This window comes from Allobosea sp. BE125 (assembly GCF_031456075.1).
Classification (GTDB): Bacteria; Pseudomonadota; Alphaproteobacteria; order Rhizobiales; family Beijerinckiaceae; genus Allobosea.
This window is the reverse complement of record NZ_JAVDTY010000013.1, coordinates 76,880-99,039: the sequence shown is the minus strand read 5'-3', so window position 1 is coordinate 99,039 and position 22,160 is coordinate 76,880. Positions and strand designations below refer to the sequence as shown.

Sequence of the window (22,160 nt, the reverse complement as noted above, 5' to 3'; positions counted from 1 at the left end):
TGTTCTCCTATTTTCCAACGGCGCGCGCGACGCCGACAAGACGTTCCACGATGACGACGACGATCAGCGTCGCGACGATCAGCAAGACGGACAGGGCTGCGACCAGCGGGTCGGTGCGGCCCTCGACATAGCGCACCATCTCGACCGGCAAGGTCGCGGCGCGCGGTCCCGACAGGAACAGCGAGATCACCGTTTCATCGAAGGACAAGAGGAAGGACAGGCAGGCGCAGGCGATCAACCCCGGCGTCGCCAAGGGCAGGGTCACCCGCCAGACCACGCGCCAGGGCTTTGCACCGAGCGTCGCGGCGGCGGCCTCGATATCGTCGGGCAAGGTCGAAAAGGCCGTCGTCATCATCCGGATCACGAAGGGCACGGTCACGGTCATGTGGCCGAGCACGAGGCCGGGCAGGGTCGCGGTCAAGCGCAAGGGCGTGAAGAACAGCAGCAGCGCGAGGCCCGTGATCAGGGTCGGCAGCAGCAATGGCGCGAGGAAGAAATTGGTCAATGCGCCGCGCCAGCGGAACTGCCCCTTGTTCAGCGCCAGCGCCGCGGGCACGCCGAACGCCAGCGACAGCAGCGTGACCATGCAGGCGATCTGTATGCTGAGCCACAGCGCGTTCAGCAGCGGCGCGTTATGCGCGAGCTGGTTGAACCAGCGCAGCGAATAACCGGAGGGCGGGAACAGGATGAAATTATCGGCGGAGAAGGCAAGCGCCACCACGATCGCGATCGGCGCCAGGATCAGCACATAGACGATGGCGGCAAGGCTGGAGAGTACGCGTCCGGCGCCGTTCATCGCTGCAATCCTTTTGCGGCGATGTTGGAGGCGACAAGCAGCAGGAGCAGAAGCACGAGCGTGTAGATCGCCAGCACAGAGGCCACCGGCCAATTCGTATTGGTCGTCGCCTGCTCGAAGATCTCCGTCGCCAGCACGAAAACGCGCCCGCCGCCGAGCAGCTTTGGCGTGATATAGGCCGACATCGAGAGCACGAAGCCCAGCCCGGCCGCCAGCGCCAGCGCCGGCAGGCTGAGCGGCAGCGTCACGCGCCAGAAGGTGCGCGCAGGCGAAGCTCCCAGGCTGCGCGAGGCCTCTTCCAGCGTCCGGTCGAGCTGGCCGAAGCCCGCGAGCAGCGCCAGGATCATATAAGGCATGATGCTCTCGGCCAGGCCGATGGTGACGCCGGTCCAGTTGAAGACGAGCTTGAGCGGCGTCGAGATCAGGCCGAGCGACTGGGCCAGCGTGTTGACGAGGCCGCGATCGCCCAGGATCGCGAGCCAGCCGAAGACGCGCACCACGCCCGAGATCAGCATCGGCATGATCGCGATCACGGCGAGCAGCCCGCGAAAGCGCGAATTGGTGCGGAACAGGAACAGCGCCACCGGGTAGGACAGCATCAGCGCGATCAGCGTCGCGCTGAGCGAGAGGCAGAGCGAGTTCAGCGTCAATTCGAAGGTGAAGCCGTCGCTGAAGACCTCCTGCGCGGTCTTCAGCGACCAGGCCTCGATCATCGCGCCTGTCGGGCCGGTTTCGTGGAAGGCATTTCGAAACAGGCCGAGCGTCGGCCAAGCATAGACCGCGAGCACGAACAGCGCCGCGGGCAGGACCAGCAGCTTCAGGCGCGCCGTGCCGGTCATGGCGTCTCGCGGGCGAAGGGCAAGGTGTCCCGCGCCTGCCAGATCACCGCGACCTCGGCGCCTTCCGGCAAGGCAGCCGTGCCCGATTGCGTTTCGATCGTGAGTTGTCCGCCTGCTCCCTCGAGCAGAACCTCGACATGGTCGCCGACGAAGACGCTGCGCAGCACGCGGCCGGTCACGCGCGCCATGCCATCCGCAACGGGTTCGGAGACAGGCACGATCCGCATGCGTTGCGGCCGGACGAACAGGTCGAACTCGCCATTTGCCGGGGCCTTGACCGGCAGAGCCTGGCCCCAGAGCACGGCGCTGCCTTCCCCGTCGCGCGTCGCCGGCAGCGCATTGGCGCGGCCGACGAACTCGGCGACGAAGCGGGTCGCCGGGCGCTCATAGATGTCCTCGGGCGAGCCGATCTGCGCGATCCGCCCGCGATTCATCACCGCAATCCGGTCGCACATCGTCAAGGCCTCGACCTGGTCATGCGTGACGAACAGGGTGGTGATCCCGAGCGATCGCTGAATCGAGCGGATCTCGTGGCGCATCGTGTCGCGCAGCTTGGCGTCGAGATTGGAGAGGGATTCGTCGAGCAGGAGCACGGCGGGCCGGATCACCAATGCGCGCGCCAGCGCCACGCGCTGCTGCTGCCCGCCCGAGAGTTCGCGCGGCCGCCGCCCGTCGAGGCCCGCCAATCGTACCAGGGCCAGCGCTTCCGTGACCTGCCGCGCGATCTCCGCCTTGTTGACGCCGCGCTCCTCCAGCCCGAAGCCGACATTGCGCGCGACGGAGAGATGCGGAAACAGTGCATAGGACTGGAAGACATAGCCCATATTGCGCCGATGCGCCGGCAGCCGCGTGATCTCGGTCCCGTCGAGGCGGATCGCGCCGCGATCGGGATCGACCAGCCCAGCCAGCATGCGCAAGGTCGTGGTCTTGCCGCAGCCGGAGGGGCCGAGCAGCGCGACGGCCTCGCCTTGCTCGACGGAGAGCGAGACGTCATCGACCGCGACGGAATCGCGATAGCGCTTCTGCAGGCCGGAGAGTTCGAGATAGCTCATTGGGTGGTTCTGCTCACCGTGCCGCCGCGATCACCTCGCGCCGCCAGCGATTGTTCCACTGGTCGCGCACCTTGAGCACGTCGTTCCAATCGAGCCCGATCATGCGGGCGCGGCTTTCCGGCGCGGCGGCGGTACGGGCGATGGCCTTGGGGTCGATCGCGGCCTGGCCGTTGGTCGGCGCGTAGAACATGCGCTCGGTGAAGGCCTTCTGCGCGGCCTGCGACAAGGCGTAGTTGACGAAGGCGGCCGCGGCCGCGCGGTTCTTCGAGCCGGCGGTCAGGTTGATCGTGTTGATCTGGAAGACCGAGCCCTCCGGCGGCAGCAAGGCGCCGATCTTGCCGCCGGTCTGGTCGGCATAGAGCTGCGAGCGTGCATTCCAGCCGGTGGCGACTTTCACCACGCCGTTGAGGATCAGCGAGTAGCCGTCGGGATTGGGCTCGAAAGTGTTCACGGACGGCGCGAGCTCGCGCAGCTTCCTGATCGCGCCATCGATCGATTTGCGATAGTCGCCGCCGGTCATCTTCTCGACCATCGCGGTCAGCGCCAGGCCCTGGATATTGGGTGGGGCCGAGATCGCGAGCTGGCCCTTGAGGTCGGGCCGCCAGAGGTCGGCGAGCGTCGCGAGCGGCGGCTTGAGGTTCTGGGTGTCGTAGACCAGCACGAGATGGTCGAAGGTGACGGCCGGGCCGTATTCGCCGCCGGCCGCCCGCGCCTCGCGCAGGAGCTCGTTCAGCACCGGGAATTCCGCCGGCGTCAGCTTCTCGAACAGGCCCTCGCTATTGCCGATGCTCGAGGTCGTCACGTCCATGATCGCGACGTCGATCTGCGGGTCGGCCTTCTGGGCGCGCACGCTGCCGACCATCTGGGCCGAGGTGCCGCCGGGCGCAAAGTTCACCTTGATGCCGGGAAAGGCCTGCTGGAACGGCTCGATCACGGTCTTGGTGTAGTTGTCCTGGAAGATGCCGCTATAGGACATCAGCGTGATCGAGCCGCTGAGGCCCTGTGCCCGGACGATCGCGGGGGCGGCGATGCTGGCAAGGCCGGCCTGGATGACGAGACGCCGTGTCGGCATGGGGACACCTCCTGCAGGGATTGGTGGCCGGCGGCGCCGATGCGCCGCCGGTCCTCATCGGAAACGGAAGCTCAGGCTTCGATCTTGTTGGCGAAATGCGCGATGAAGCGGGCGCAGATCTCGGTCAGCTTCTCGGTCAGCGCAGCCCCGGTCTCGGCCGAGCAAAGCTTGGGATCGCCCTTGGCGACGCCGAGATTGTAGACCTCGTCATATTCGTTGGGCATCGCGACTTCCGCGCCCTCGAAGCTTGCGGTGCCAAGCCCGGTGAAGGGCAGGTCGAGGATGGGGTCGCGCTTCAGCGGCTTGCCCTCCGGGATCAGGTCCTTGCGGATCAGTTCGGGGAAGAGATGCAGGCCGATCGAGGTCAGCGGGTCGGCGCCATGGCCGGAGACGGCGGCGGCCTTCTCGGCGCCGACGATCGAGGGCAGCAGGCCGTAGCCGATGCGCCAGAGATAGAGGCTCGGCAGCACGATCTGCTCGCGCAGATAGAGCTCGCGCGCGACCTCGCCGATCGGGCCGACATTGCCGCCATGGCCGTTGATCACGATGATGCGGGTCAGGCCGTTGCGATGCAGGCTGTCGACCATCTCGGCGATGACGGTGGTCAGCGTTGCCTGCGAGATCGCGATGCCGCCGGTCATCGAGCCGAACCAGTCGGCGCCGCCGAAGGGCAGGACGGGGGCGACGAGCGTGCGCGTGCCGGCCTTGGTGGCGCGGATGGCGGCGAGCTCGGCGATCTTCTCGGCCAGCAGATAATCGCCCATCGGCGCATGCGGGCCCTGATCCTCATGGCTGCCCATCGGCAGCAGGATCACGGGATTCGTCTTCAGGATCTCGCGGGCTTCTCCGCCGGAGATCGTGCCCATATGGACGAGCGGATCGGTCTTTGCAGCCATGGGTCAGGTTCCTGTGTCGAGGCTGGTGGTAAAGGGGTCGCGGCGGGTCAGCGTCCCGACGTGCGTGGGTCGACGGCGTCGCGCAGCGCGTCGCAGAGCAGGTTCATCGCGAGGATCGTCAGCGTCAGTGCGGCGCAGGGCCAGACCAGGAGCAGCGGCGCCTGTTCCATGGTGGCGCGCGCGCCCCGGATCATCAGGCCCCAGGACGGAGCCGGCGGCACGACGCCGAGACCCAGGAAGGACAAGCCACTCTCGAGCACCACGGCGGCGGCGACCGCCAGCGACAACTGCACCAGGATCGGGCCGGCGATGTTGGGCAGCACCGTGCGCAGCAGGATGTACCAGGTGCGCCCGCCGAGTGCGCGCGTCGCCTCGACATAGTCGCGCCCGCGCACCGAGAGCACCTCGGAATAGGTCACGCGCGCAAAGCCAGGCAGATACAGCACGGAGAGGACGAGGATCAGCGTTGCCGCGCCCGGTCCGAGCAGAGTCACCACGAGCAGCGCCAGCAGCACGGGCGGGAAGCACAGGATGATGTCCATGCTGCGCACCGACAGGAAGGCGGCGGTGCCGCGCGACCAGCCGCCGATCAGGCCGAGGACGACGCCGATCAGGCCCGCCGTCAGCGCCGAGGCGAAGGCGACGCCCAGGCTGGTGCGGGCGCCCCAGATCAGGCGCGAGAGCACATCGCGGCCGAATTCGTCGCGGCCGAGCCAGGAGGTCGCGGTCGGCGAGGCCAGTCGCCGGGCGATGTCCTGCCGCACCGGGTCGGGCAGGCCGAGCACGGGCGCGGCGATGGCGATGAGGATGATCAGCGCGACGAAGGCGCCGGGGAACCAGAGCCGCTTCATGGTGCGCTGACCCGGGGATCGAGGAGGGCGTGGATCAGCTCCACGATCAGGTTGATCAGCAGGAACAGCACCGAGATCGTCAGGACGATGCCGACCACCATCGGGTAGTCGCGCGCCTCGACCGCGCGCAGCAGCGGCGTCGAGAGGCCCGGCCAGTTGAAGACGTATTCGACCAGGACGGTGCCTCCCAGCAATGTGCCCATCTGCAGGCCGAGCACGGTGACGACCGGGTTCAGCGCGTTGCGCAGCACATGGACGAAGAGCACGCGTCCGGGCGCGAGGCCCTTGGCGCGTGCGGTGCGGACATAGTCATTGGCCAGCGCGTCGAGCATCGAGGCCCGCGTCATCCGAAACAGCACGGCTGCCAGCCCCTTGCCGATGGCGATCGCCGGCAAGGTCAGCAGCTTGAGATGCAGGACAGGATCCTGCGTCAGCGGCGTGAATCCGCCCGCCGGCATCAAGCGCAGGGTCTGCGCGAACAGCAGCACGAGCAGCGTGCCGACCACGAAGACCGGTATCGCCAGCAGCAGGGCGGTGACGCCCGATGCGATCCGGTCGAACCGGCCGCCACGATGCAGCGCCGCATAGACGCCGGCTGGCACGCCGATCGCGATCGCCAGCAGCGTTCCCGCGAAGATCAGCTCCAGCGTGCGCGGCAGCCTGAGCGCGATCTCGCTCAGCACCGGATAATCGTCGACGAGCGAGGTGCCGAGGTCGCCCCGGAGCAAGCCGGCGAGAAAGCTGCCATATTGCACCAGGATGGGCTGGTTGAGCCCGAGCTTCTCGCGCAGTTCCGCGACGGTCGCGGGGTCGGGCGAGGTGCCGCCGGTCGAGAGCAGGAGCTCGGCAGGATCCCCCGGCACCATGTGCAGCGCCATGAAGACGATCGTGGCGACGATCCAGGCCAGGACCAGCGCGATCAGGATGCGGTGTGCGAACCAGACAGCGCTCATCCGAAGAAGGTCTCTTCGAGCATGCCGCCGGACGACGTCGTCAGCGCGCCGGGCAGGTTGGTGAAGCCCTTGACGCCCTTGTCCATGCCATAACCCTGTTCACGCCAGGCAAGACCGACGAGCGGCACCTCCTCCAATGCCGCGCGCTGCATCTCCTTGTAAATCTCGACGCGCTTGGCCTGGTCGAATTCGCCGCGGCCCTTCGCCAAGGCGGCGACGGTGCGGGGCACGTCGACCTTGAAGGAGCGGCCATGGGTCGGTGAGAGCGAGGTGTCGAGCACCACGGTCAAACCGTCGGGATCGTTGTTGTCGGCGGAGACGCCGTGGATCGCCATGTCGTACTGGCCGCGCGAACCGCGGCTGACGCGGGTCGACCAGTCCGGCAGTTGCAGCTCGCATTGGATGCCGATTGCCGCCAGATGCTGCTGCACGACCTCGGCGGTGTCCTTGTGCATGCCGAACTGCGCGGTTGAGAGCAGCGTCGTCTGGAAGCCGCCGGCATAGCCCGCTTCGGTCAGCAGCGCTTTGGCCCTGGCGGGGTCGTAGTTCCAGCCATGCGCCAGCTCCTTGTCGTACCAGGGCGTGCCCTCGACGATGGGCAGGCCTTCGAGCGGCTTGCCGCGGCCGAAGAAGGCGACCTTGACGATGTCATCGCGCTTGACCGCGTGGGCGACCGCGCGGCGCACGCGCGCATCGTTGAAAGGCGGCTTCGAGCCGTTGAAGAGCACGTCCATGAACGGCCCCTCGACAGTATCGAGCTTGAGGCGCTGATCGGCCTCGACCGCGGCCATGGACTGCCACGGCACATATTCGATCATGTCGACATCGCCGGACTGCAGCGCGGCGTTGCGCAGGTTCTCGTCGGCATAGACGATGAACTTGATGCCCTTCAGCTTGGGGAAGCCGGGCTTGTAGAACTTGTCGAAGGCCACCAGGCTGAGCGAGCTGCCGCGCTCCTGTCCGGCGAGCCGGAAGGGGCCGGCGCCGATCGGCTCGTTTGCCGTGGAGTTCCGCCAGATGATGAAGGTGTTGTAGTTGGCAAACCAGGTCGGCAGCGTCGCCTGGGGTTCCTTGGTGATGATGCGGATGCTGCGCGGGTCAGGGATTTCGACCCGCTCGATGCCCTGGAACTGGGAGCGCATATAGGCCGTCGATTTCTCGCCGGCGATCTGCTCGATCGACCACTTCACGTCCTCGGCGGTGACCGGCTCGCCATTATGGAACAGGCAGCCCTGGCGCAGCTTGAAGACCCAGGCGCCGCTCCCATCGATCGCCCAGGACTCCGCCAGCTCGCCGCGCAATTCGCCCTTGCTGTCATAGGTGACCAGGCTGCGATGCGTCAGCATCTTGACCGTACCGGCCGATGCGCCGGTCGAGACCCAGGGCTGCAGGTTGGGCGGAAAGGCCGAGAGGCCGAAGCGGAGAATGCCGTTGGCGCGCTGCGCCGCCGCAGGCCGGGAGAGCAGAGGCGATGCCAGCAGCGGGGCTGCGAGGCCTGCTCCAAGGACGGTGCGGCGGGAGATCGTCATGCGCTGATCCTTTGCTTCGGGCCGCATTCGGCGCCGGTTTCGGGCGTCGCCGCGCTGAGCAAGAAAAGCGCCATCATGGTGCGGTGCGCCCGGCGGCCTGAACTCGCGCATCCTGCGCCAGTCCAGGCTGTGCGCAAGCCTCTATTCGGTCTTTCCGCTCGTCGTGCAATTTCATGATGCCTCATGTATACGTGGCGGATGTTTTGATGTCTACGACCCCGCTCGCTATGAAATGCGATCACATGCTGCAAACGGATGGAAACATGAAGCCGCGCCAGGCGCAGCCATCGGTCGCGAAGCCCGCCCGGGAGCGGGTCTATCTCTATGTCCGGGAAGAGATCCTGCGCGGACATTTCGCCGGCGGCTCCTTCATCGAGGAGGAGCAGATCTCGTCTGCGATGAAGGTATCGCGCACGCCCGTCCGCGAGGCCTTCCACCGGCTGGAGGCCGAGCGCTTCATCGACCTGCTGCCGCGCCGCGGCGCGCTCGTCCGGCAGGTGACGGCGCAGGAACTCGTCGACCTCTACGAGACCAGGCGCATGATCGAGGGCTATGCCGTCGCCCGGATCTGCCAGCAGAAGATCCCCGTTCCCGCCGAGATGGCGACGATCCTCGATCAGATGGACGCGATTCCCAACAGCGATCATTTCCCGCGCGTCGAGCTCAACCGGCGCTTCCATTTCACCATGGTCGGCGCGCTCGGCAACGAGGTGTTGTCCGAGCTCTATCAGTCGCTCGGCTCGCGGCAGCAGCGTGTCGCGATGACGGCGATGAGCGTCGATCCCAACCGGGTCGATCGCATCCGGATCGAGCATCGCGCCTTGCTCGCGGCCTTGCAGGCGGGCGACGAGGCGCAGGCGCGCGCGGTGCTGGAGCAGCATCTGCGCCCGATCGTCGGCGTCGTCTCGCGCCTGCCGGGTTATGGGCCGGGCGAGGGCGACTGAGGCGGGCAGCAGCGCAGAGGAATGACGCAGTTGGAGCGCGTTCATGCCGCTCCCGCATAAGCCTCGATCGTCACGAACAATTTGCGCGAGATCACGACGCCATCGCGCGCGGTGCGCTGGCGCGCGCCATTGCGCCTCTCGCCGGGAAGCCGCGCGCCCTCCTGCCCGGTGATCGCGCCGAACAGGCGCTCCAGCCGGTCCGATGCTCCATCCTCCGCCAGCGCCCCGAAATCGATCGCGATGAAGCATTGGCCCGTGCGGGGCGAGCCGCCGAGATTGTCGGCGAAGGAGGAGGCGTCGATCGAGAGATTGGCACCGGTCAGCCAGGCGGCGAAGATCTCGACGATGAGGGCAAGCCCCGCGCCCTTGTAGCCGCCTGCCGGCACCATGGTGCCGCCCGCCAGCGCAGCCTTCGGATCGGTCGTCGGGTTGCCGTCCTTGTCGAGCGCCCAGCCGAGCGGAATCGGCTCGCCGCGCTGCTGATGGACGACGATCTCGCTCTTGGCGACGACGCTCGAGGATTGGTCGAGCACGAGCGGCTCGCGGCTGGCGCGCGGTATGGCGATGGCGATCGGATTGGTGCCGAAGACCGGCCTGGTGCCGCCCATCGGCGCGATCGAGGCCGGCGCGTTGACGAAACCAAGCGCCAGCAGGCCCTCCCGCGCGATGCGCTCGACATGGTAACCGACGACGCCGCAATTATAGGAATTGGTCACCGCGAGCGCGGCGATGCCCTGGGCCTTCGCCGCCTCGCACAGCGCCGGCAGGCCGAAATCGATCGCCGGATGGGCAAAGCCGCCCTTGGCGTCGACGCGCACCAGGCCGGGCTTGGGGCTGTCGAGCACCGGCCGCGCCCGGCCGTCGATCTTGCCGACCCTGGCATGCTCGCAATAGGTCGGCAGCCGGGCGAGGCCGTGGCTATGGATGCCCTCGGCTTCGGCCGCGACCACGGAGGCGGTGATCGCGGCTTCGTTGCGCGGGTCGACGCCGCAGGCGAGCAAGGCGCGTCGCGTCAGCGTTTCGACCTGCGCGAGGCTGAGCGGAACGCCGTCCGCTGGCTGATGAGCGCTCATGCCGCGGCTCCCTTCTTGATCTCGGCGCCGTAGAGCGAGGCCGCCTGTTGCGGGCTGACCATGCCGTCGGCGAGATCCTTGGCGAGGCGCTGCGGGTCGCGCTTCTGCGGGTCGCCGAAGCCGCCGCCGCCGGAGGTCTCGATGGTGACGATGTCGCCGGCCGTCAGCGGAATGCCGGAAACCTTCGAGCGCAGCGAGAGCTGTGAGCCGTCAGCGCGAGTCACCGTGGTGCGGCTGAGCGAGCCGGGCTCGCCGCCCTGGATGCCATAAGGTGCGTGGCGGAAGCGCTCGAAATTGGTCGAGAGCGAGCCTTCCGCCGCATCGAGCCGCCATTCGCGCACCAGGCCCAGGCCGCCGCGGAACTGGCCGGCGCCGCCCGAATCCGGGATCAGCCCATATTTCGTGAAGGTCACCGGATATTTCGCCTCGACCATCTCGATCGGCGCATTGGTGTTGTTGTGCAGGCCGCAGGAGAGGGCGCTGGCGCCGTCGCCCCTGGCATGGCCGCCCCAGCCGCCGACCTCGATGTCGAAATAGACCTGGCGCTTGCCGGCCGGGTTGGTCGTCTGCAGCGCGTAGACATAGGAGATCGCATAATAGGCCGCCGGGATGCGCTCGGGCACGATCTGGGCCAGCGCGCCGAAGACGGCCGTTGCGATGCGGTGGTTGATGACCATGCGCCCCGCGACCGGCGCGGGGAAGGCGGCGTTGACGACGCTGCCTTCGGGCAGCGTCACCGTCACGGCGCGGTAGCAGCCGGAATTGGCCGGAATATCGCCGCCGAGCGCCGCGAGCAGCGCGTAGTAGACCGCCGAGCAGGTCATCGCCGGCGTGTTGTTGACGGGGCCGCGCACCTGGGGGCTGGAGCCTGTGAAGTCGAGCCCGATCGTCTCGCCCGTCTTGGTGATCTTGACCTGGAGCCGGATCGGTTCGTCCGACTGGCCGTCATCATCGACCAGTTCGACGAAGCAGGCCTCGCCATCCGGCAATGCCTTCAGCGCGGCGCGCATCATCCGCTCCGAGCCGTCGAGGATCGCCGCCATCGCCGCAGCGAGCGGCTCTGAGCCGTATTTCTTCGCCATGCGAGCGACCGCGCGCTCGCCGATGCCGAGCGCTGCGATCTGGGCGTTGAGGTCGCCGCGGGTTTCGTCGGGCTGGCGGACATTGTGCAGCAGCATCTCGAAGACGCCGCTGTTCAGCACGCCCTTCTCGACCAGCCTGAGCGGCGGGATGCGGATGCCTTCATGGAAGATTTCGGTCGCGCCCGCATAATAGCTGCCGGCCGCGCCGCCGCCGACATCGACATGGTGGCAGAGCGTGCCGACGATGGCGACGCGCCTGCCGTCGACGAAGACCGGCCGGAAGGTCTGGATATCGGGCAGGTGCTGGCCGCCGGAATAGGGATCGTTGGTGACGATGACGTCGCCATCATTCCAGTGTTCGAGCGGAATGAAGCGGTCGAGGATCGTGCGCAGGCAGTCCGACATCGAGTTGAGATGGACCGGAATGCGCGCGGATTGGGCGATGTTGTTGCCCTGCGCATCGAAGACGGCGGTGGAGAAATCGAGGATCTCGCGCACCACGGTCGAGCGGCTGGTGCGCCAGATCGTGATGCTCATCTCCTCGGAGGCCGCGACGAGCGCGTTGCGGATCACTTCGAGGCGGATCGGGTCGATGCCGTATTGAAGATCGCTCATGGTTTCAGACCTCAATGGCTGGCGCTGCGGTCGGCGACGAGCGCGCCCGACGCGTGGGTGAGGATCGTCCAGCCGGCCGGCAGATAGACCGAGGTGTAGGGTTCCTCGACGATGGCGGGGCCGGCGAGGGGCTGGCTGCTGCTGATCGCATCGCGATCCCAGACCGGCGTGGCGACCGCGCCATGGCGACCATGGACGGGCCGGCTGCGGGTCGAGGCCTCTGTTTGATGAACGCCGCCGCGCGCCGGCACGGGTTTCGCCAATCCGCCGACAGCCTTCAGCCTGAGCGCCACGACCTCCACTGCAACCTGTGGCTCATCATAGGAGAAGCGCTGGCGATGCAGATCGTGGAATGCCGCGGTCGCCTTGGCGACGCCAATGGCCGAGAAATCCGCCCCATCCAAAGCCACGCGCAGATCGAAGGCCTGGCCGGCATAGCGCAGGTCGACCGCCCATTCGAAGCGCTGCGCTTCGGGGGCGACGCCGTCCTCTGCCAGCAAAGCCTGCGCCTCGACGATGAGGCGCTCCGCCTTGTCACTGAGCGACGGCGCAAGCTCGGCGAAGAGCCCGATCTGCGTGGCGCTCAGATCATGGGCGATGTCGGACCAGAGGATGCCCCAGGCCGAGAGCGTCGAGGCATGCGCCGGGAAGATCACGCGGTTTATGCCGAGCTCTTCCGCGACCTCGCAGGCATGCACCCCGCCGGCGCCCCCAAAGGAGAGCAGCGCGAAATCCTCGGGGTCCATGCCCTTCTCGAAGAGCGAGAGCCGTGTCGCGGTCGCGAGCGCTGAATTGGCGACGTCGATGACGCCGGCCGCGACCTGATCGATCGAGAGATCGAGCTTGGCGGCGATCGCTTGCGCTGCCTTCCGCGCAGCCTCGTGGTTGAGCGGCATCGCTCCGCCCATGAAGCTCGCCCCGTCGAGACGGCCGAGCAACAGGTTGGCGTCGGTCACGGTCAGGCGGGTGCCGCCCCGGCCGTAGCAGGCCGGGCCGGGGTCCGCGCCCGCCGAATGCGGGCCGATGCGCAGGCGATTGCCGTCATCGACCCAGGCGATCGAGCCGCCGCCGGCGCCGATGGTGCGCATCTCGATCATCGGCAGGCGCACCGGCAGGCCATCGACCTCGCCTTCATTGACCATCGAGATCTGGCCGTCATGCACGACCGAGACGTCGAAGGAGGTGCCGCCCATGTCGACGGCGACGAGATTGGGCTCGCAGAGCTCGAGCGAGAGCCGCCTGGCCGCCGCCGCCCCGCCGCTCGGGCCCGAGAGCAGCAATCGCGCCGGCTCGCGTCCCGCCTTGGCAAGACCCGAGACGCCGCCATTCGACTGCACGAGATAGACCTGGGCCTGGGGGATCTCATCCCTGAGCCGCCCGGCGAGCCGGTCGGTGTAACGCTGCACGATCGGCACCAGCATGGCGTTGAGCGCCGTCGTCGACATGCGCTCATATTCGCGGATCTCGGGCGAGATGTCGCAGGCGAGCGTGATCGCCACATTCGGCAGCAGCTCGGTGAGAAGCGCGCCGATGCGGCGCTCATGTGCTGGGTTGGCATAGGCGTGGAGCAGGCAGACCGCGACCGACTTCACCTCGGCCCTGGCAAGCTCGGTCGCGATGCGGCGCACGCCATCCTCGTCGAGTGGCACCGTGATCTTGCCCTCGGCGTTGACGCGTTCGGTCACGCCAAAGCAGAAGCGGCGCGCGACCAGCGGCTCGGGCTGGGCAAGGGTGATCGCATAGACGTCGGTGCGGCCATGCCGGCCGATCTGCATGACGTCCTCGAAGCCTGCGGTGGTGACGATGGCGCCTAATGGCAGCTTGCGTTCGAGCACGGCATTGGTCGCGATCGTCGTGCCGTGCAGCAGGTACTGCACCGCCTGCATCGGAAAGCCGAAGCGCTCGGAGGCCTGGCGGATGCCGGTCAGCAGGCCGATCGAAGGATCGGCCGGCGTGCTTGGCGTCTTGATCTGATGGATCGCGCCGGAGCTCGCATCGAGGATTTCGATGTCGGTGAAGGTCCCGCCGATGTCGACGGCGATGCGGATATCTTGCTGCATGAGGCAAAGCTCCGGTGCTCCCGCTCGCCAGGGCGAGCAGGTCATGTCTTGTGAAGTGGCGTTCGGTTCAGCCGCTCTAGCGGCCCGTCTCAGCGGAAATGGGGACCATCTGGCCTCCCTGGTCGCGCGGCTTCGATGTGTCTGAAACTCATTTGCGCGTCACTTCACGAAGGTCTTGGCGAGGCCGGACGTCCGGTCGACCACGAGCACGACGAGCAAGGTGAGGATGACGAGCAGGACCGAGAGCGATGCGACCAGCGGGTCGGCCTGCTGCTCGACATGGTGATACATCGCCACCGGCAGCGTCGAGATGCGCGGGCCGGTCATGAACAGCGACAGCACGACCTCGTCGAAGGAGACCAGGAAGCACAGCGCCGTCGTGCCGATCAGCCCCGACTTCATCATCGGCAGGGTGATGCGGCGGAACACGGTGAAGGGCGAGGCGCCAAGCGTCGCCGCCGCCTCCTCGATCGGGATCGGCAGGGTCGCGAGCGCGGTCGCCAGCACCCGGATCGCATAGGGCAGCGTCACCACGAGATGCGCCGCGACCAGCCCCTGGAAGGTCGCGAGCAGGCCATAGCGCGAGAACACGATCAGGATGGCGAGGCCGAGCACGATGGTGGGCAGCAGCAGCGGCGCGGTGAACAGGGCGCTCAGCGCTTCCGAGCCGCGTGGCTTGAGCCGCACCAGCGCATAGGCCGCCGGCAGGCCGATCAGCAGGCTCAAGGCCGTCACCACGAAGGCGAGCAGCAGACTCGTCCAGAAGGCCGAGGTCATCTTGCCGTCGGCGAAGATCGCCGGATACCATTTCAGGCTCCAGCTCGAGGGCGGGAACATCATGTAGCTGTCGCCGGAAAACGAGATCGGCACGACGACGATCAGTGGCGCCAGCAGGAACACGAACATCGTGAGCGCCATGAGCTTCAGCGCTAGCGAGACGGGACGTTCATCCATGATCGACCTCCCTCACATGATCGCGCGCAGCGCGCGGGTATAGAGCACGAGCGCGCCGCCGAAGATGACGAGCACCAGGATCGAGAGCGTGGCGGCCAGCGGCCAGTTCAGCGTCACGATCGCCTGATCGTAGATCTCGGTGGCGAGCAGGAAGACGCGGCCGCCGCCGAGCAGCTTCGGCGTGATGAAGGAGGAGACCGCGAGCACGAAGCAGAGCAGGCAGCCGAGCGCGATGCCCGGCAGCGTCAGTGGCAGGATGATGCGGCGGAAGATCGTGAAGGGCGGCGCGCCCAATGTGGAGGCGGCTTCCTCGACGCGCGGATCGAGCCGGCCGAAGCCGGCGAGCAGCGCCAGGATCATATAGGGCATCAGGATCTCGGTGAGGCCGATGACGACGCCGGTTTTGTTGAACATCAATCGCAGCGGCGCGATGCCGATGGCGGAGAGCGCGTTGTTGACGAGCCCGCTATCGGAGAGGATCGCGATCCAGCCATAGGTGCGCACCACCGCCGAGGTCAGCAATGGCGAGATCACCAGCACAAGCAGGATGGTCCGCCAGGTTCCACTGGAGCGGTGCAGATAAAGTGCGATCGGGTAGGAGCAGACCAGGGTCAGCAGCGTGATGCCGAGGCTGACCGTGATGCTGTTCAGGATCAATTCGGCGTAGAACGTGTCCTGGAAGACGGTGAGCCAGGTCGCGAGCGTGTAGACCTCGCGCATCGCGCCGGTCGGTTCGACCTGGTAGAACGACATCCGCGCCAGATTCAGCACCGGCACGAGGAAGCCGAGCGCATTGATCAGCGCGATCGGCGCGATCAGCAGGACGACCAGCGCAAGGCCGCTCTTGCGCGCTTCCGAGACCGGCGCCGGGGCCGCGATGGCGGCAGCCGCGCTCACGCCGCTGCTCCGTAGACGAAGACGTCCTGCCGGCGCCAGGACAGGGTCACGGCGGCGCCCGGCTGCAGCACGGTCTCGCCGCCGCGGGTCGCGAGCTCGACCGAGACGATCTGCCCGGCGACGTCGACGTCATATTGCAGGATGTCGCCAGCGAAGATGGTGCGTGCGACGACGCCGGAGACGCGATGGTCGCCGGCTGCTGCCACCGCGCCCGCGGCCGAGAGCGCGACGCGGTGCGGGCGGACCATGATCTCGACGGGGCCGGAAAGGCCGGTCGGTGCGGCGAAGCTTTCGCCGGCGAATTCGGCCGCGCCGTCCCGGGCCGTCGCCTTCAACCGGTTGCTGCGGCCGACGAAGCCGGCAACGAAGGCGGTCTTGGGTCTCTCGTAGAGATCGACCGGCGTGCCGACCTGTTCGAGCCGACCCTGGTTCATGACCACGACCTTGTCGCACATGGTCAAGGCCTCGACCTGATCATGCGTCACGAAGATCGCGGTGATGCCGAGCCGCTGCTGGATGTCGCGGATCTCGTTGCGCATCTCGTCGCGCAATTTGGCGTCGAGATTGGAGAGCGGCTCGTCGAGCAGCAGGATCGAGGGGCGCACGACGAGCGCGCGCGCCAGCGCCACGCGCTGCTGCTGGCCGCCCGAAAGCTGGCCCGGCCGGTGCTCCTCCTTGCCGGAGAGATGCACGAGCGCGATCGCCTCCTTCACGCGCCGGGCGATCTCGTCCTTGCCGACCTTGCGCATCTCCAGCCCGAAGGCGACGTTCCTGGCCACGCTCATATGCGGAAACAGCGCGTAGCTCTGGAAAACCAGGCCCATGTCGCGGCGATGCGTCGGAACCTCGGTCAGGTCCTGCCCGCCGACCACGATGCGGCCCGATGTCGCCGGCACCAGGCCGGCGATCATCCTGAGCGAGGTCGTCTTGCCGCAGCCGGAGGGGCCGAGGAAGGCGACGAGCTCGCCCTTGGGAACCTCGAGATCGAGATTGTCGACCGCCGCAAAGCCGCCATAGCTTTTGGTCAGCCCCTTGAGCGAGAGGAAGCCCTCGCCGGCTTGGCCATTGGCCGGAGCGGTGATGCGGTCGGTCATGATCGTGCAAGCCCTTCGGTTCGATCAGCTCCTTCGGTTCGATCAGCGGCTCAGCGGGATCACCTTGCGGCGCCACTGGTCCATGATCGGCTCGCGGACCTTGGCGAGAGCGATCCAGTCGACCGGGATGACCTTGTCCATCGACTTGACGGCGGTGCGGGCGATCGCCGCCTCCGAAATCAGCGCCTTGGCGTTGGTCGGAGCGTAGAACATGCTCTCGGTGAAGGCCTTCTGCGCCTCGGGGCTCAGCGCGTAGTCGATGAACTTGGCGGTGGCGTCCTTGCCCGGCCCGCCGGCGACATGGTTGATCGTGTTGATCTGGAAGACGCTGCCTTCCTGCGGCAGCACGGCCTTGAGCTTGCCGTTGGAGCTGTCGGCGTTGACTTGGGCACGCGCGTTCCAGCCGGCTCCGATAACCGCCTGTCCGGAGATGATCACCGGATAGACCTCCGGCTTGGGCTCCCAGGTCTGGACGTTGGGAGCGATCTCGCCCATCGCCGCGATGCCCTTGTCGACGCTGCGGATATGGTTGAAGCCGCCGCGCGCCTTCTCCAGGATCAGGACGAGCGAGAGGCCCTGGATATCGGGCATGCCGGGGATCGCGACCTTGCCGGCGTATTTCTTGTCGGCGAGATCCATCCAGCTCGTGGGCGCCTCTTTCACGACGTCGGAGTTGTAGAGCATCACCAGGTTGTCGAAGGTCACTGCGACGCCGTCGACATCGGCGATGCGTGCGGCCGAGAACAGGTCGGCGACGTTGGGGCTGGTCTTCTCGTCGATCTTGACCAGCAGCTTCTCGTCGGTCGCGGCCTTCGAGACCGAGACGTCCATGATCGCGACATCGGCCTGCGGCGCGGCCTTCTGGGCGCGCAGATTGCCCAGCATCTGGGCCGAGTTCGGCATCGGGAAATATTCGATCTTGATGCCGGGATTGGCCTTCATGAACGGCTCGACCACCGCCTTGGTGTAGCGCTCCTGGAACAGGCCGGAATAGGCCATCAGCGTCACGGTCTGCTGGGCCATGGCGGAATGGGACGAAAGCCCCGCCGCAATGGCGGCGGCAATGGCGAATTTGGTCGAAATCTGCATGCGAAATCCCCTCTTATGTGATGCGCGGGCGGTTATCCGCCCGTCGTCAGGCTCAATCGGTTCGTTCGGTCCTCAGGCCTTGGCGAGCTTGCCCTCCACCATGGCGGTCGCGCCGGAGATGTCGGGCAGTTTCTCGCCCTTGCGCAGGCGCTCCAGCAGCACGAGTTCCTGCTGCTGCATCTCGATCGCGCGGCGGGCATAGCCTTCCGCGGTGGCGGCTTTCAGCACGACCACGCCGCTTTCGTCGCAGAGCACGGCGTCGCCGGGCTCGATCGTCTGGCCGCCGACGCTGACCGGCACGTTGATCGCGCCTTCCGTGCCGAGGATCTTGGTGGTGATCGGCGAGGGGCCGCGGCACCACATCGGCATGTCGGTCTTGACGATCTCGGAGAAGTCGGTCGCCGGGCCGTCGATCACGCCCGCCGTCACGCCTGCGAGTTTCATGGAATGGGTCACGACGCCGCCCCAGCAGGCATGCTTGGTGTCGCCGCAGCGGTCGATGACGACGACATCGCCCGGCCGCACCATCTTGGTCAGGTAGTGCAGGGCAGTCGAGTCCGCATGCGGGATGCGGATGGTGACGGCGGTGCCGGCGACGCGCTTGGTCGGCAGGACCGCCCGGATCTCACGATCGACGAAGCCGGAATGCAGCACATGGCCGATGGTCGCGACTTCGCATTGCTCGAGCAGGGCGACGAGGTCGGCGGAGATCTGCGCCGGCATGGGATTGACGATGAACATGATGGGCTTTCCGCTCAGGCGACGACGTGGTGGTTGGCGACCGGCACGGCCGCGCGGACCTTGGCCGTGTAATCGAAATCGAGCCTTGCACTGGTCGTGCCGACGCCGTCGGAGGCCTGCGCTGCGATATGGCCCCAGGGATTGATCACCATGGAATGGCCGTAGCAGGCGTTCTTGCCCTGGGCGTGCGTGCCGGTCTGGCCGGTCGCCAGGAACCAGGTCTGCGTCTCGCAGGCGCGTGCCCTCGCCAAAAGCTCCCAATGGTCCTTGCCGGTCATCAGCGTGAAGGCGGCGGGCAGGACGATGATGTCGGCGCCGGCGTCGCGCAATTTGCGGAAGAGCTCGGGGAAGCGGATGTCGTAGCAGATGGCGCAGCCGACGGTGGTGTCGTCAACCTTGTAGGTGACGATGTCCTTGCCGCGCGAAACCATGTTGGATTCGCGGTAGCTGACGCCGCCGGGCGCATCGACATCGAACAGATGGATCTTGCGGTAGTGCGCAATCTGCTTTCCGTCCGGCCCGAACACGATCGTGGCGTTGAAATAGTCGTCGCCGTCGCGCTCGCAGACGCTGCCGGCATGCAGCGTGATGCCGTGCTTCTCGGCCAGGCCCGACATCAGGCGGTAGCTCTCGCCATTGGGGAAGGTCTCGGCGCTGTCGCGCATCGCCTCCGGACTGCCGTCGAGGAAGGCGTAATATTCCGGCAGCACGACGAGGTCCGGATTCTCCTCGGCGACGACCTTCTCGATCAGCGCCTTGGCCATTTTGAGGTTCGCGGATTTGTCATCCTGCGAGTTCATCTGGACGAGCGAGACTTTCACCGGCGTTCTCCCTGCAAAGGCCTTGAGCGTGACGCGTGACGAGGAAGCCCGGTTGCCGGGCAACATCATGCTCTGTTGTGGCCGTCCTGCAGCAGACCAAACCTGGCGAAGCGCGGCAAACGCGAAATTCTTGTTCGCCTCGACAAGAATTGCTTATGAGACCGGCATGGTCAGCCTCTGCCGCATTCGCGGGCAGGGTTGGCGCCGTCAGGCCGGCGGCTGCGCGGCTGCTATCCCGACCGCCATGTCGGCGATCAGCGCCGGCAGCGCATTACCGGGATTGTCGGCGAAGACCGCATGGAAATGCAGTGGCGGCAGCTTGGCGTCGACATCGAGCACATGCAGTTCGCCATTGTCGAGGAACTCCTGCACCACCACCTGCGGCAGCACGGCAACGCCGACGCCGTCGCGGATCAGGCGTGTGATCGTGGCGAGCGAGTTGGAGTTGAAAACGCGCACCGCCCCCGCATCCAGCCCCGCGAGCTCGATTGCACGCAGCACGGATTGATGCGGCTGCGAGCCCTTGGAATAGGCAAAGATCGGGTAGTCTGCGAAATCGGCGATGGCGAGCCGGCCCGGTTTCAGGGCAAGGCGCGGCGAGCCGATCCAAAGGCAATCGAAGACGCAGAGTTCGATGTTGCGGACATGGGGCGCCACCACGGGGCCCATGATCAGGCCAAGATCGATCTGGCCGTCCTGGATCTGGCGGGCGAGGTTGAGGCTGGTGTCGACGTTCAAATCGATCATGACATTGGGATAAGCCACCTTCACCCGCTCGATCAGCCGCGGCAGCCAGGCATAGACGATCGAGTCGATCGCCCCGATCATGACCGTGCCGCGCATCTGCCCGGTATCGGCGATCAGCCGCTCCAATTCGCCGACCATGCGCACGATCGCCTCGGCCTGGGGCAAGGCGCGCTGGCCGTGCGAGGTCAGGCTGACGGTGCGCAGGTCGCGCTCGAACAGGCGCACGCCGAGCTCGCGCTCCAGGGTGGCGATCCGGTTCGAGACGGCGGCCTGGGTGGTGCAGAGCTTGTCGGCCGCGACTGAAAAATTCCGCAACCGCGCGACCCAGACGAAGGTTTCGAGAAATTTGAGGTTCAAATCGGAGCCGCTTCGCGTGATGGCGCGGCGCGAGCCTGCGCCGCCCGCCCTGACTTAGCCCCGTTTACCCCTCGCCGTGAAGGACTGAACTAACGCCGCCGGTTTGCTGCGGCGGGATCGGCAAGCCAGGTCGCGGCGGACATGGTCGGCAGGTCGAAATAGTCGCGCGTCGTCGCATAGCCATGGCCGCCCATGCGGCCAACGGCGTCGAGCGCGGCGGGATCGACATAGAGCTTCTCGGCATCGATCGTATCCGCGCGGAAATGCGCATAGACCACCTCGCCCAGGATGATCTCGCGCGAATTGCCGATGCCGAGCGTGGTGTGGTGGCGGCATTCGAACGCCGCCGGCGCCTGGCCGATCCAGGGGCAGGGCACCTTGACGCCGGGCATGGCGGTGAGGCCGGCCCGAGCCAGTTCGTCGATGCCGGGCTCGAACGGCACGGCGCAGATATTCATGCCCTCGACCAGCGCGTCGGAGACGATGTTGACGGTGAAGGCCAGCGTCTCGCGGACATTGCGGCCGGTGTCCTTCTGCCCGCCGGTCGGCCGGTATTCGACGCCGAGCGCCAGGATCGCCGGATCGGCCGAGAGGCAGTTGAAGAACGAGAACGGCGCGGCGTTGACGACGCCTTGCGCATCGACCGTCGTCACCAGCGCGATCGGGCGCGGCACGACCGCGCCGATCAGGAGCTTGTAGCGCTCGCGCGGCGAAAGCTTCGCGAAATCGAAGGTGACGACCGGCGGGGCCGCCTCGATCGGCTTCGGCTCTGTCGACAGGTCGGTCACGGCGGGTTCAATCCTTCGCTGAGGGCATAGGGGGCGAGCAGGTCGCGGATGTCGCGCTCGGCGCGCGGCGTCAGCAGCGCCCGCGTCACCACGGCCTGGAGGTGATGATCCATGAGATGGGCGGCGCGCGCGCCATCGCCCGCCCGCAAGGCCTCGATCAACTGGCGATGCTCCGAGACCGCGCATTCCGAGGAATGCGGCCGGCCATAGATCGCCAGGATCAGCGAGCAGCGCGAGGAAACTTCCTGGACATAGCGCAGCAGCAGGGCGTTGCCGGTCATCTCGGCGAGCTTGATGTGAAACTCGCCGGCGAGCCGGATCGATTCCGGCCCGTCCTGGCCATGCGCCTTGTCCTCTTGCCGGACATGGTCCTCCAGCTCGGCCGCCTGCGCGGCGGTGAGCCGCCCTGCGAGATTTTCGGCGACGAGGCGCTCCAGCCCCCGGCGCACGTCGAAGACGTCGCGCGCCTCTTCCAGGGTCGGATAGGCGACGGAGGCGCCGCGATTGGGCTTGAGCTCGACCAGGCCTTCGACGGCCAAGCGGCCGAAAGCTTCGCGCACCAGGGTGCGGCTCACCCCGAGCTGCTCGCCGATTGAATCCTCCGGCAGCTTCATGCCGGGCTTCAGCGCCTGTTCGATGATGGCGCGCCGGAGCGCTCTGTATACCGATTGCGCGCGCAATCCGGGTTGGCGGGAATCGGTCATCGCAGCCCGTTTCTGTCCTGGTTCAGCCCTCTGAGGCTCACTCCATGTCACGGGATTCGGCTCCGCTCCAGTTTTTCGCTTGTCTTCAATAATCGCATACAATACGATATCATAATCGTATGCAAGATTGATTATTAATCGCACACGAATTGCCGCGGAAAGCGCCAATCTGGCTGATAATGCGGCATCGACGAGGGTGGCGGGCC

21 protein-coding genes are annotated in these 22,160 nt (G+C 66.8%); 1 reads left to right on the top strand and 20 read right to left on the bottom strand.

Annotated features, from left to right (window positions below):
• Positions 1-7: 7 nt before the first annotated feature.
• From J2Y55_RS24915 to J2Y55_RS24880, 8 genes are all read right to left on the bottom strand, one after another.
• A complete protein-coding gene (locus J2Y55_RS24915; protein ID WP_310158900.1) occupies positions 8-796 on the bottom strand; it encodes an ABC transporter permease in 789 nt (262 codons plus the stop codon).
• A complete protein-coding gene (locus J2Y55_RS24910) occupies positions 793-1,635 on the bottom strand; it encodes an ABC transporter permease (protein ID WP_310158898.1) in 843 nt (280 codons plus the stop codon). Before J2Y55_RS24910 ends, J2Y55_RS24915 begins: the two co-directional genes overlap by 4 nt.
• On the bottom strand, positions 1,632-2,687 hold the full coding sequence (locus tag J2Y55_RS24905; protein WP_310158897.1) for an ABC transporter ATP-binding protein: 1,056 nt from the start codon (positions 2,685-2,687) through the stop codon (positions 1,632-1,634). The genes J2Y55_RS24910 and J2Y55_RS24905 overlap by 4 nt, the downstream gene beginning before the upstream one ends.
• Before the next feature lie 13 nt (positions 2,688-2,700).
• Positions 2,701-3,759 carry an extracellular solute-binding protein gene (locus tag J2Y55_RS24900; RefSeq protein ID WP_310158894.1) on the bottom strand — a complete coding sequence of 353 codons (1,059 nt, stop codon included), beginning with the start codon at positions 3,757-3,759 and terminating at the stop codon, positions 2,701-2,703.
• 71 nt (positions 3,760-3,830) lie between these two features.
• Complete coding sequence (locus J2Y55_RS24895) at positions 3,831-4,655, bottom strand: creatininase family protein (RefSeq protein WP_310158893.1); 825 nt, start codon at positions 4,653-4,655, stop codon at positions 3,831-3,833.
• 47 nt (positions 4,656-4,702) lie between these two features.
• Positions 4,703-5,506: an ABC transporter permease gene (locus J2Y55_RS24890; protein ID WP_310158891.1), complete on the bottom strand. Its 804-nt coding sequence runs from the start codon at positions 5,504-5,506 to the stop codon at positions 4,703-4,705.
• Positions 5,503-6,459, bottom strand: coding sequence for an ABC transporter permease (locus tag J2Y55_RS24885; RefSeq protein WP_310158889.1), 957 nt, complete (start codon positions 6,457-6,459; stop codon positions 5,503-5,505). Before J2Y55_RS24885 ends, J2Y55_RS24890 begins: the two co-directional genes overlap by 4 nt.
• Positions 6,456-7,988: an ABC transporter substrate-binding protein gene (locus tag J2Y55_RS24880; RefSeq protein WP_310158886.1), complete on the bottom strand. Its 1,533-nt coding sequence runs from the start codon at positions 7,986-7,988 to the stop codon at positions 6,456-6,458. The genes J2Y55_RS24885 and J2Y55_RS24880 overlap by 4 nt, the downstream gene beginning before the upstream one ends.
• 263 nt (positions 7,989-8,251) lie before the next feature.
• Here J2Y55_RS24880 and J2Y55_RS24875 point away from each other — a divergent pair, with 263 nt between their 5' ends.
• Positions 8,252-8,932, top strand: coding sequence for a GntR family transcriptional regulator (locus J2Y55_RS24875; protein ID WP_310158883.1), 681 nt, complete (start codon positions 8,252-8,254; stop codon positions 8,930-8,932).
• A 41-nt stretch (positions 8,933-8,973) separates the two neighbouring features.
• Here the strand turns inward: J2Y55_RS24875 and J2Y55_RS24870 are convergent, their stop codons facing one another.
• From J2Y55_RS24870 to J2Y55_RS24815, 12 genes are all read right to left on the bottom strand, one after another.
• Entirely contained in the window at positions 8,974-10,005 is a 1,032-nt protein-coding gene (locus J2Y55_RS24870) for an Ldh family oxidoreductase (RefSeq protein ID WP_310158881.1), read from the bottom strand.
• Entirely contained in the window at positions 10,002-11,702 is a 1,701-nt protein-coding gene (locus J2Y55_RS24865) for a hydantoinase B/oxoprolinase family protein (protein WP_310158879.1), read from the bottom strand. The genes J2Y55_RS24870 and J2Y55_RS24865 overlap by 4 nt, the downstream gene beginning before the upstream one ends.
• Before the next feature lie 11 nt (positions 11,703-11,713).
• Positions 11,714-13,762 (bottom strand): hydantoinase/oxoprolinase family protein, encoded by a 2,049-nt coding sequence (locus tag J2Y55_RS24860; protein WP_310158877.1) that lies wholly within the window; start codon positions 13,760-13,762, stop codon positions 11,714-11,716.
• 159 nt (positions 13,763-13,921) lie between these two features.
• Positions 13,922-14,716 carry an ABC transporter permease gene (locus J2Y55_RS24855; protein ID WP_310158875.1) on the bottom strand — a complete coding sequence of 265 codons (795 nt, stop codon included), beginning with the start codon at positions 14,714-14,716 and terminating at the stop codon, positions 13,922-13,924.
• A 12-nt stretch (positions 14,717-14,728) separates the two neighbouring features.
• Positions 14,729-15,613: an ABC transporter permease gene (locus J2Y55_RS24850; RefSeq protein ID WP_404979029.1), complete on the bottom strand. Its 885-nt coding sequence runs from the start codon at positions 15,611-15,613 to the stop codon at positions 14,729-14,731.
• Entirely contained in the window at positions 15,610-16,707 is a 1,098-nt protein-coding gene (locus tag J2Y55_RS24845; RefSeq protein WP_310158873.1) for an ABC transporter ATP-binding protein, read from the bottom strand. Before J2Y55_RS24845 ends, J2Y55_RS24850 begins: the two co-directional genes overlap by 4 nt.
• Before the next feature lie 42 nt (positions 16,708-16,749).
• The gene (locus tag J2Y55_RS24840) at positions 16,750-17,796 is read right to left on the bottom strand and encodes an ABC transporter substrate-binding protein (RefSeq protein WP_310158870.1); all 1,047 of its coding nucleotides are present in this window, start codon (positions 17,794-17,796) and stop codon (positions 16,750-16,752) included.
• Between the two features lie 72 nt (positions 17,797-17,868).
• Positions 17,869-18,537, bottom strand: coding sequence for an RraA family protein (locus J2Y55_RS24835; RefSeq protein WP_310158868.1), 669 nt, complete (start codon positions 18,535-18,537; stop codon positions 17,869-17,871).
• 14 nt (positions 18,538-18,551) lie between these two features.
• A complete protein-coding gene (locus tag J2Y55_RS24830; protein WP_310158866.1) occupies positions 18,552-19,358 on the bottom strand; it encodes a carbon-nitrogen hydrolase family protein in 807 nt (268 codons plus the stop codon).
• 207 nt (positions 19,359-19,565) lie between these two features.
• Positions 19,566-20,462 carry a LysR family transcriptional regulator gene (locus J2Y55_RS24825; protein WP_310158864.1) on the bottom strand — a complete coding sequence of 299 codons (897 nt, stop codon included), beginning with the start codon at positions 20,460-20,462 and terminating at the stop codon, positions 19,566-19,568.
• Positions 20,463-20,551: 89 nt separating this feature from the next.
• Positions 20,552-21,250 carry a flavin reductase family protein gene (locus J2Y55_RS24820; protein ID WP_310158862.1) on the bottom strand — a complete coding sequence of 233 codons (699 nt, stop codon included), beginning with the start codon at positions 21,248-21,250 and terminating at the stop codon, positions 20,552-20,554.
• Positions 21,247-21,954, bottom strand: a complete 708-nt coding sequence (locus J2Y55_RS24815; RefSeq protein ID WP_069689475.1) for a GntR family transcriptional regulator — start codon at positions 21,952-21,954, stop codon at positions 21,247-21,249. Before J2Y55_RS24815 ends, J2Y55_RS24820 begins: the two co-directional genes overlap by 4 nt.
• Positions 21,955-22,160: the final 206 nt, after the last annotated feature.

What these genes read in the sequence shown, in the direction of transcription:
- J2Y55_RS24915 (WP_310158900.1), bottom strand. Translation starts at nt 796, where the DNA reads ATGAACGGCGCCGGACGCGTACTCTCCAGCCTTGCCGCCATCGTCTAT.
- J2Y55_RS24910 (WP_310158898.1), bottom strand. Translation starts at nt 1,635, where the DNA reads ATGACCGGCACGGCGCGCCTGAAGCTGCTGGTCCTGCCCGCGGCGCTG.
- J2Y55_RS24905 (WP_310158897.1), bottom strand. Translation starts at nt 2,687, where the DNA reads ATGAGCTATCTCGAACTCTCCGGCCTGCAGAAGCGCTATCGCGATTCC.
- J2Y55_RS24900 (WP_310158894.1), bottom strand. Translation starts at nt 3,759, where the DNA reads ATGCCGACACGGCGTCTCGTCATCCAGGCCGGCCTTGCCAGCATCGCC.
- J2Y55_RS24895 (WP_310158893.1), bottom strand. Translation starts at nt 4,655, where the DNA reads ATGGCTGCAAAGACCGATCCGCTCGTCCATATGGGCACGATCTCCGGC.
- J2Y55_RS24890 (WP_310158891.1), bottom strand. Translation starts at nt 5,506, where the DNA reads ATGAAGCGGCTCTGGTTCCCCGGCGCCTTCGTCGCGCTGATCATCCTC.
- J2Y55_RS24885 (WP_310158889.1), bottom strand. Translation starts at nt 6,459, where the DNA reads ATGAGCGCTGTCTGGTTCGCACACCGCATCCTGATCGCGCTGGTCCTG.
- J2Y55_RS24880 (WP_310158886.1), bottom strand. Translation starts at nt 7,988, where the DNA reads ATGACGATCTCCCGCCGCACCGTCCTTGGAGCAGGCCTCGCAGCCCCG.
- J2Y55_RS24875 (WP_310158883.1), top strand. Translation starts at nt 8,252, where the DNA reads ATGAAGCCGCGCCAGGCGCAGCCATCGGTCGCGAAGCCCGCCCGGGAG.
- J2Y55_RS24870 (WP_310158881.1), bottom strand. Translation starts at nt 10,005, where the DNA reads ATGAGCGCTCATCAGCCAGCGGACGGCGTTCCGCTCAGCCTCGCGCAG.
- J2Y55_RS24865 (WP_310158879.1), bottom strand. Translation starts at nt 11,702, where the DNA reads ATGAGCGATCTTCAATACGGCATCGACCCGATCCGCCTCGAAGTGATC.
- J2Y55_RS24860 (WP_310158877.1), bottom strand. Translation starts at nt 13,762, where the DNA reads ATGCAGCAAGATATCCGCATCGCCGTCGACATCGGCGGGACCTTCACC.
- J2Y55_RS24855 (WP_310158875.1), bottom strand. Translation starts at nt 14,716, where the DNA reads ATGGATGAACGTCCCGTCTCGCTAGCGCTGAAGCTCATGGCGCTCACG.
- J2Y55_RS24845 (WP_310158873.1), bottom strand. Translation starts at nt 16,707, where the DNA reads ATGACCGACCGCATCACCGCTCCGGCCAATGGCCAAGCCGGCGAGGGC.
- J2Y55_RS24840 (WP_310158870.1), bottom strand. Translation starts at nt 17,796, where the DNA reads ATGCAGATTTCGACCAAATTCGCCATTGCCGCCGCCATTGCGGCGGGG.
- J2Y55_RS24835 (WP_310158868.1), bottom strand. Translation starts at nt 18,537, where the DNA reads ATGTTCATCGTCAATCCCATGCCGGCGCAGATCTCCGCCGACCTCGTC.
- J2Y55_RS24815 (WP_069689475.1), bottom strand. Translation starts at nt 21,954, where the DNA reads ATGACCGATTCCCGCCAACCCGGATTGCGCGCGCAATCGGTATACAGA.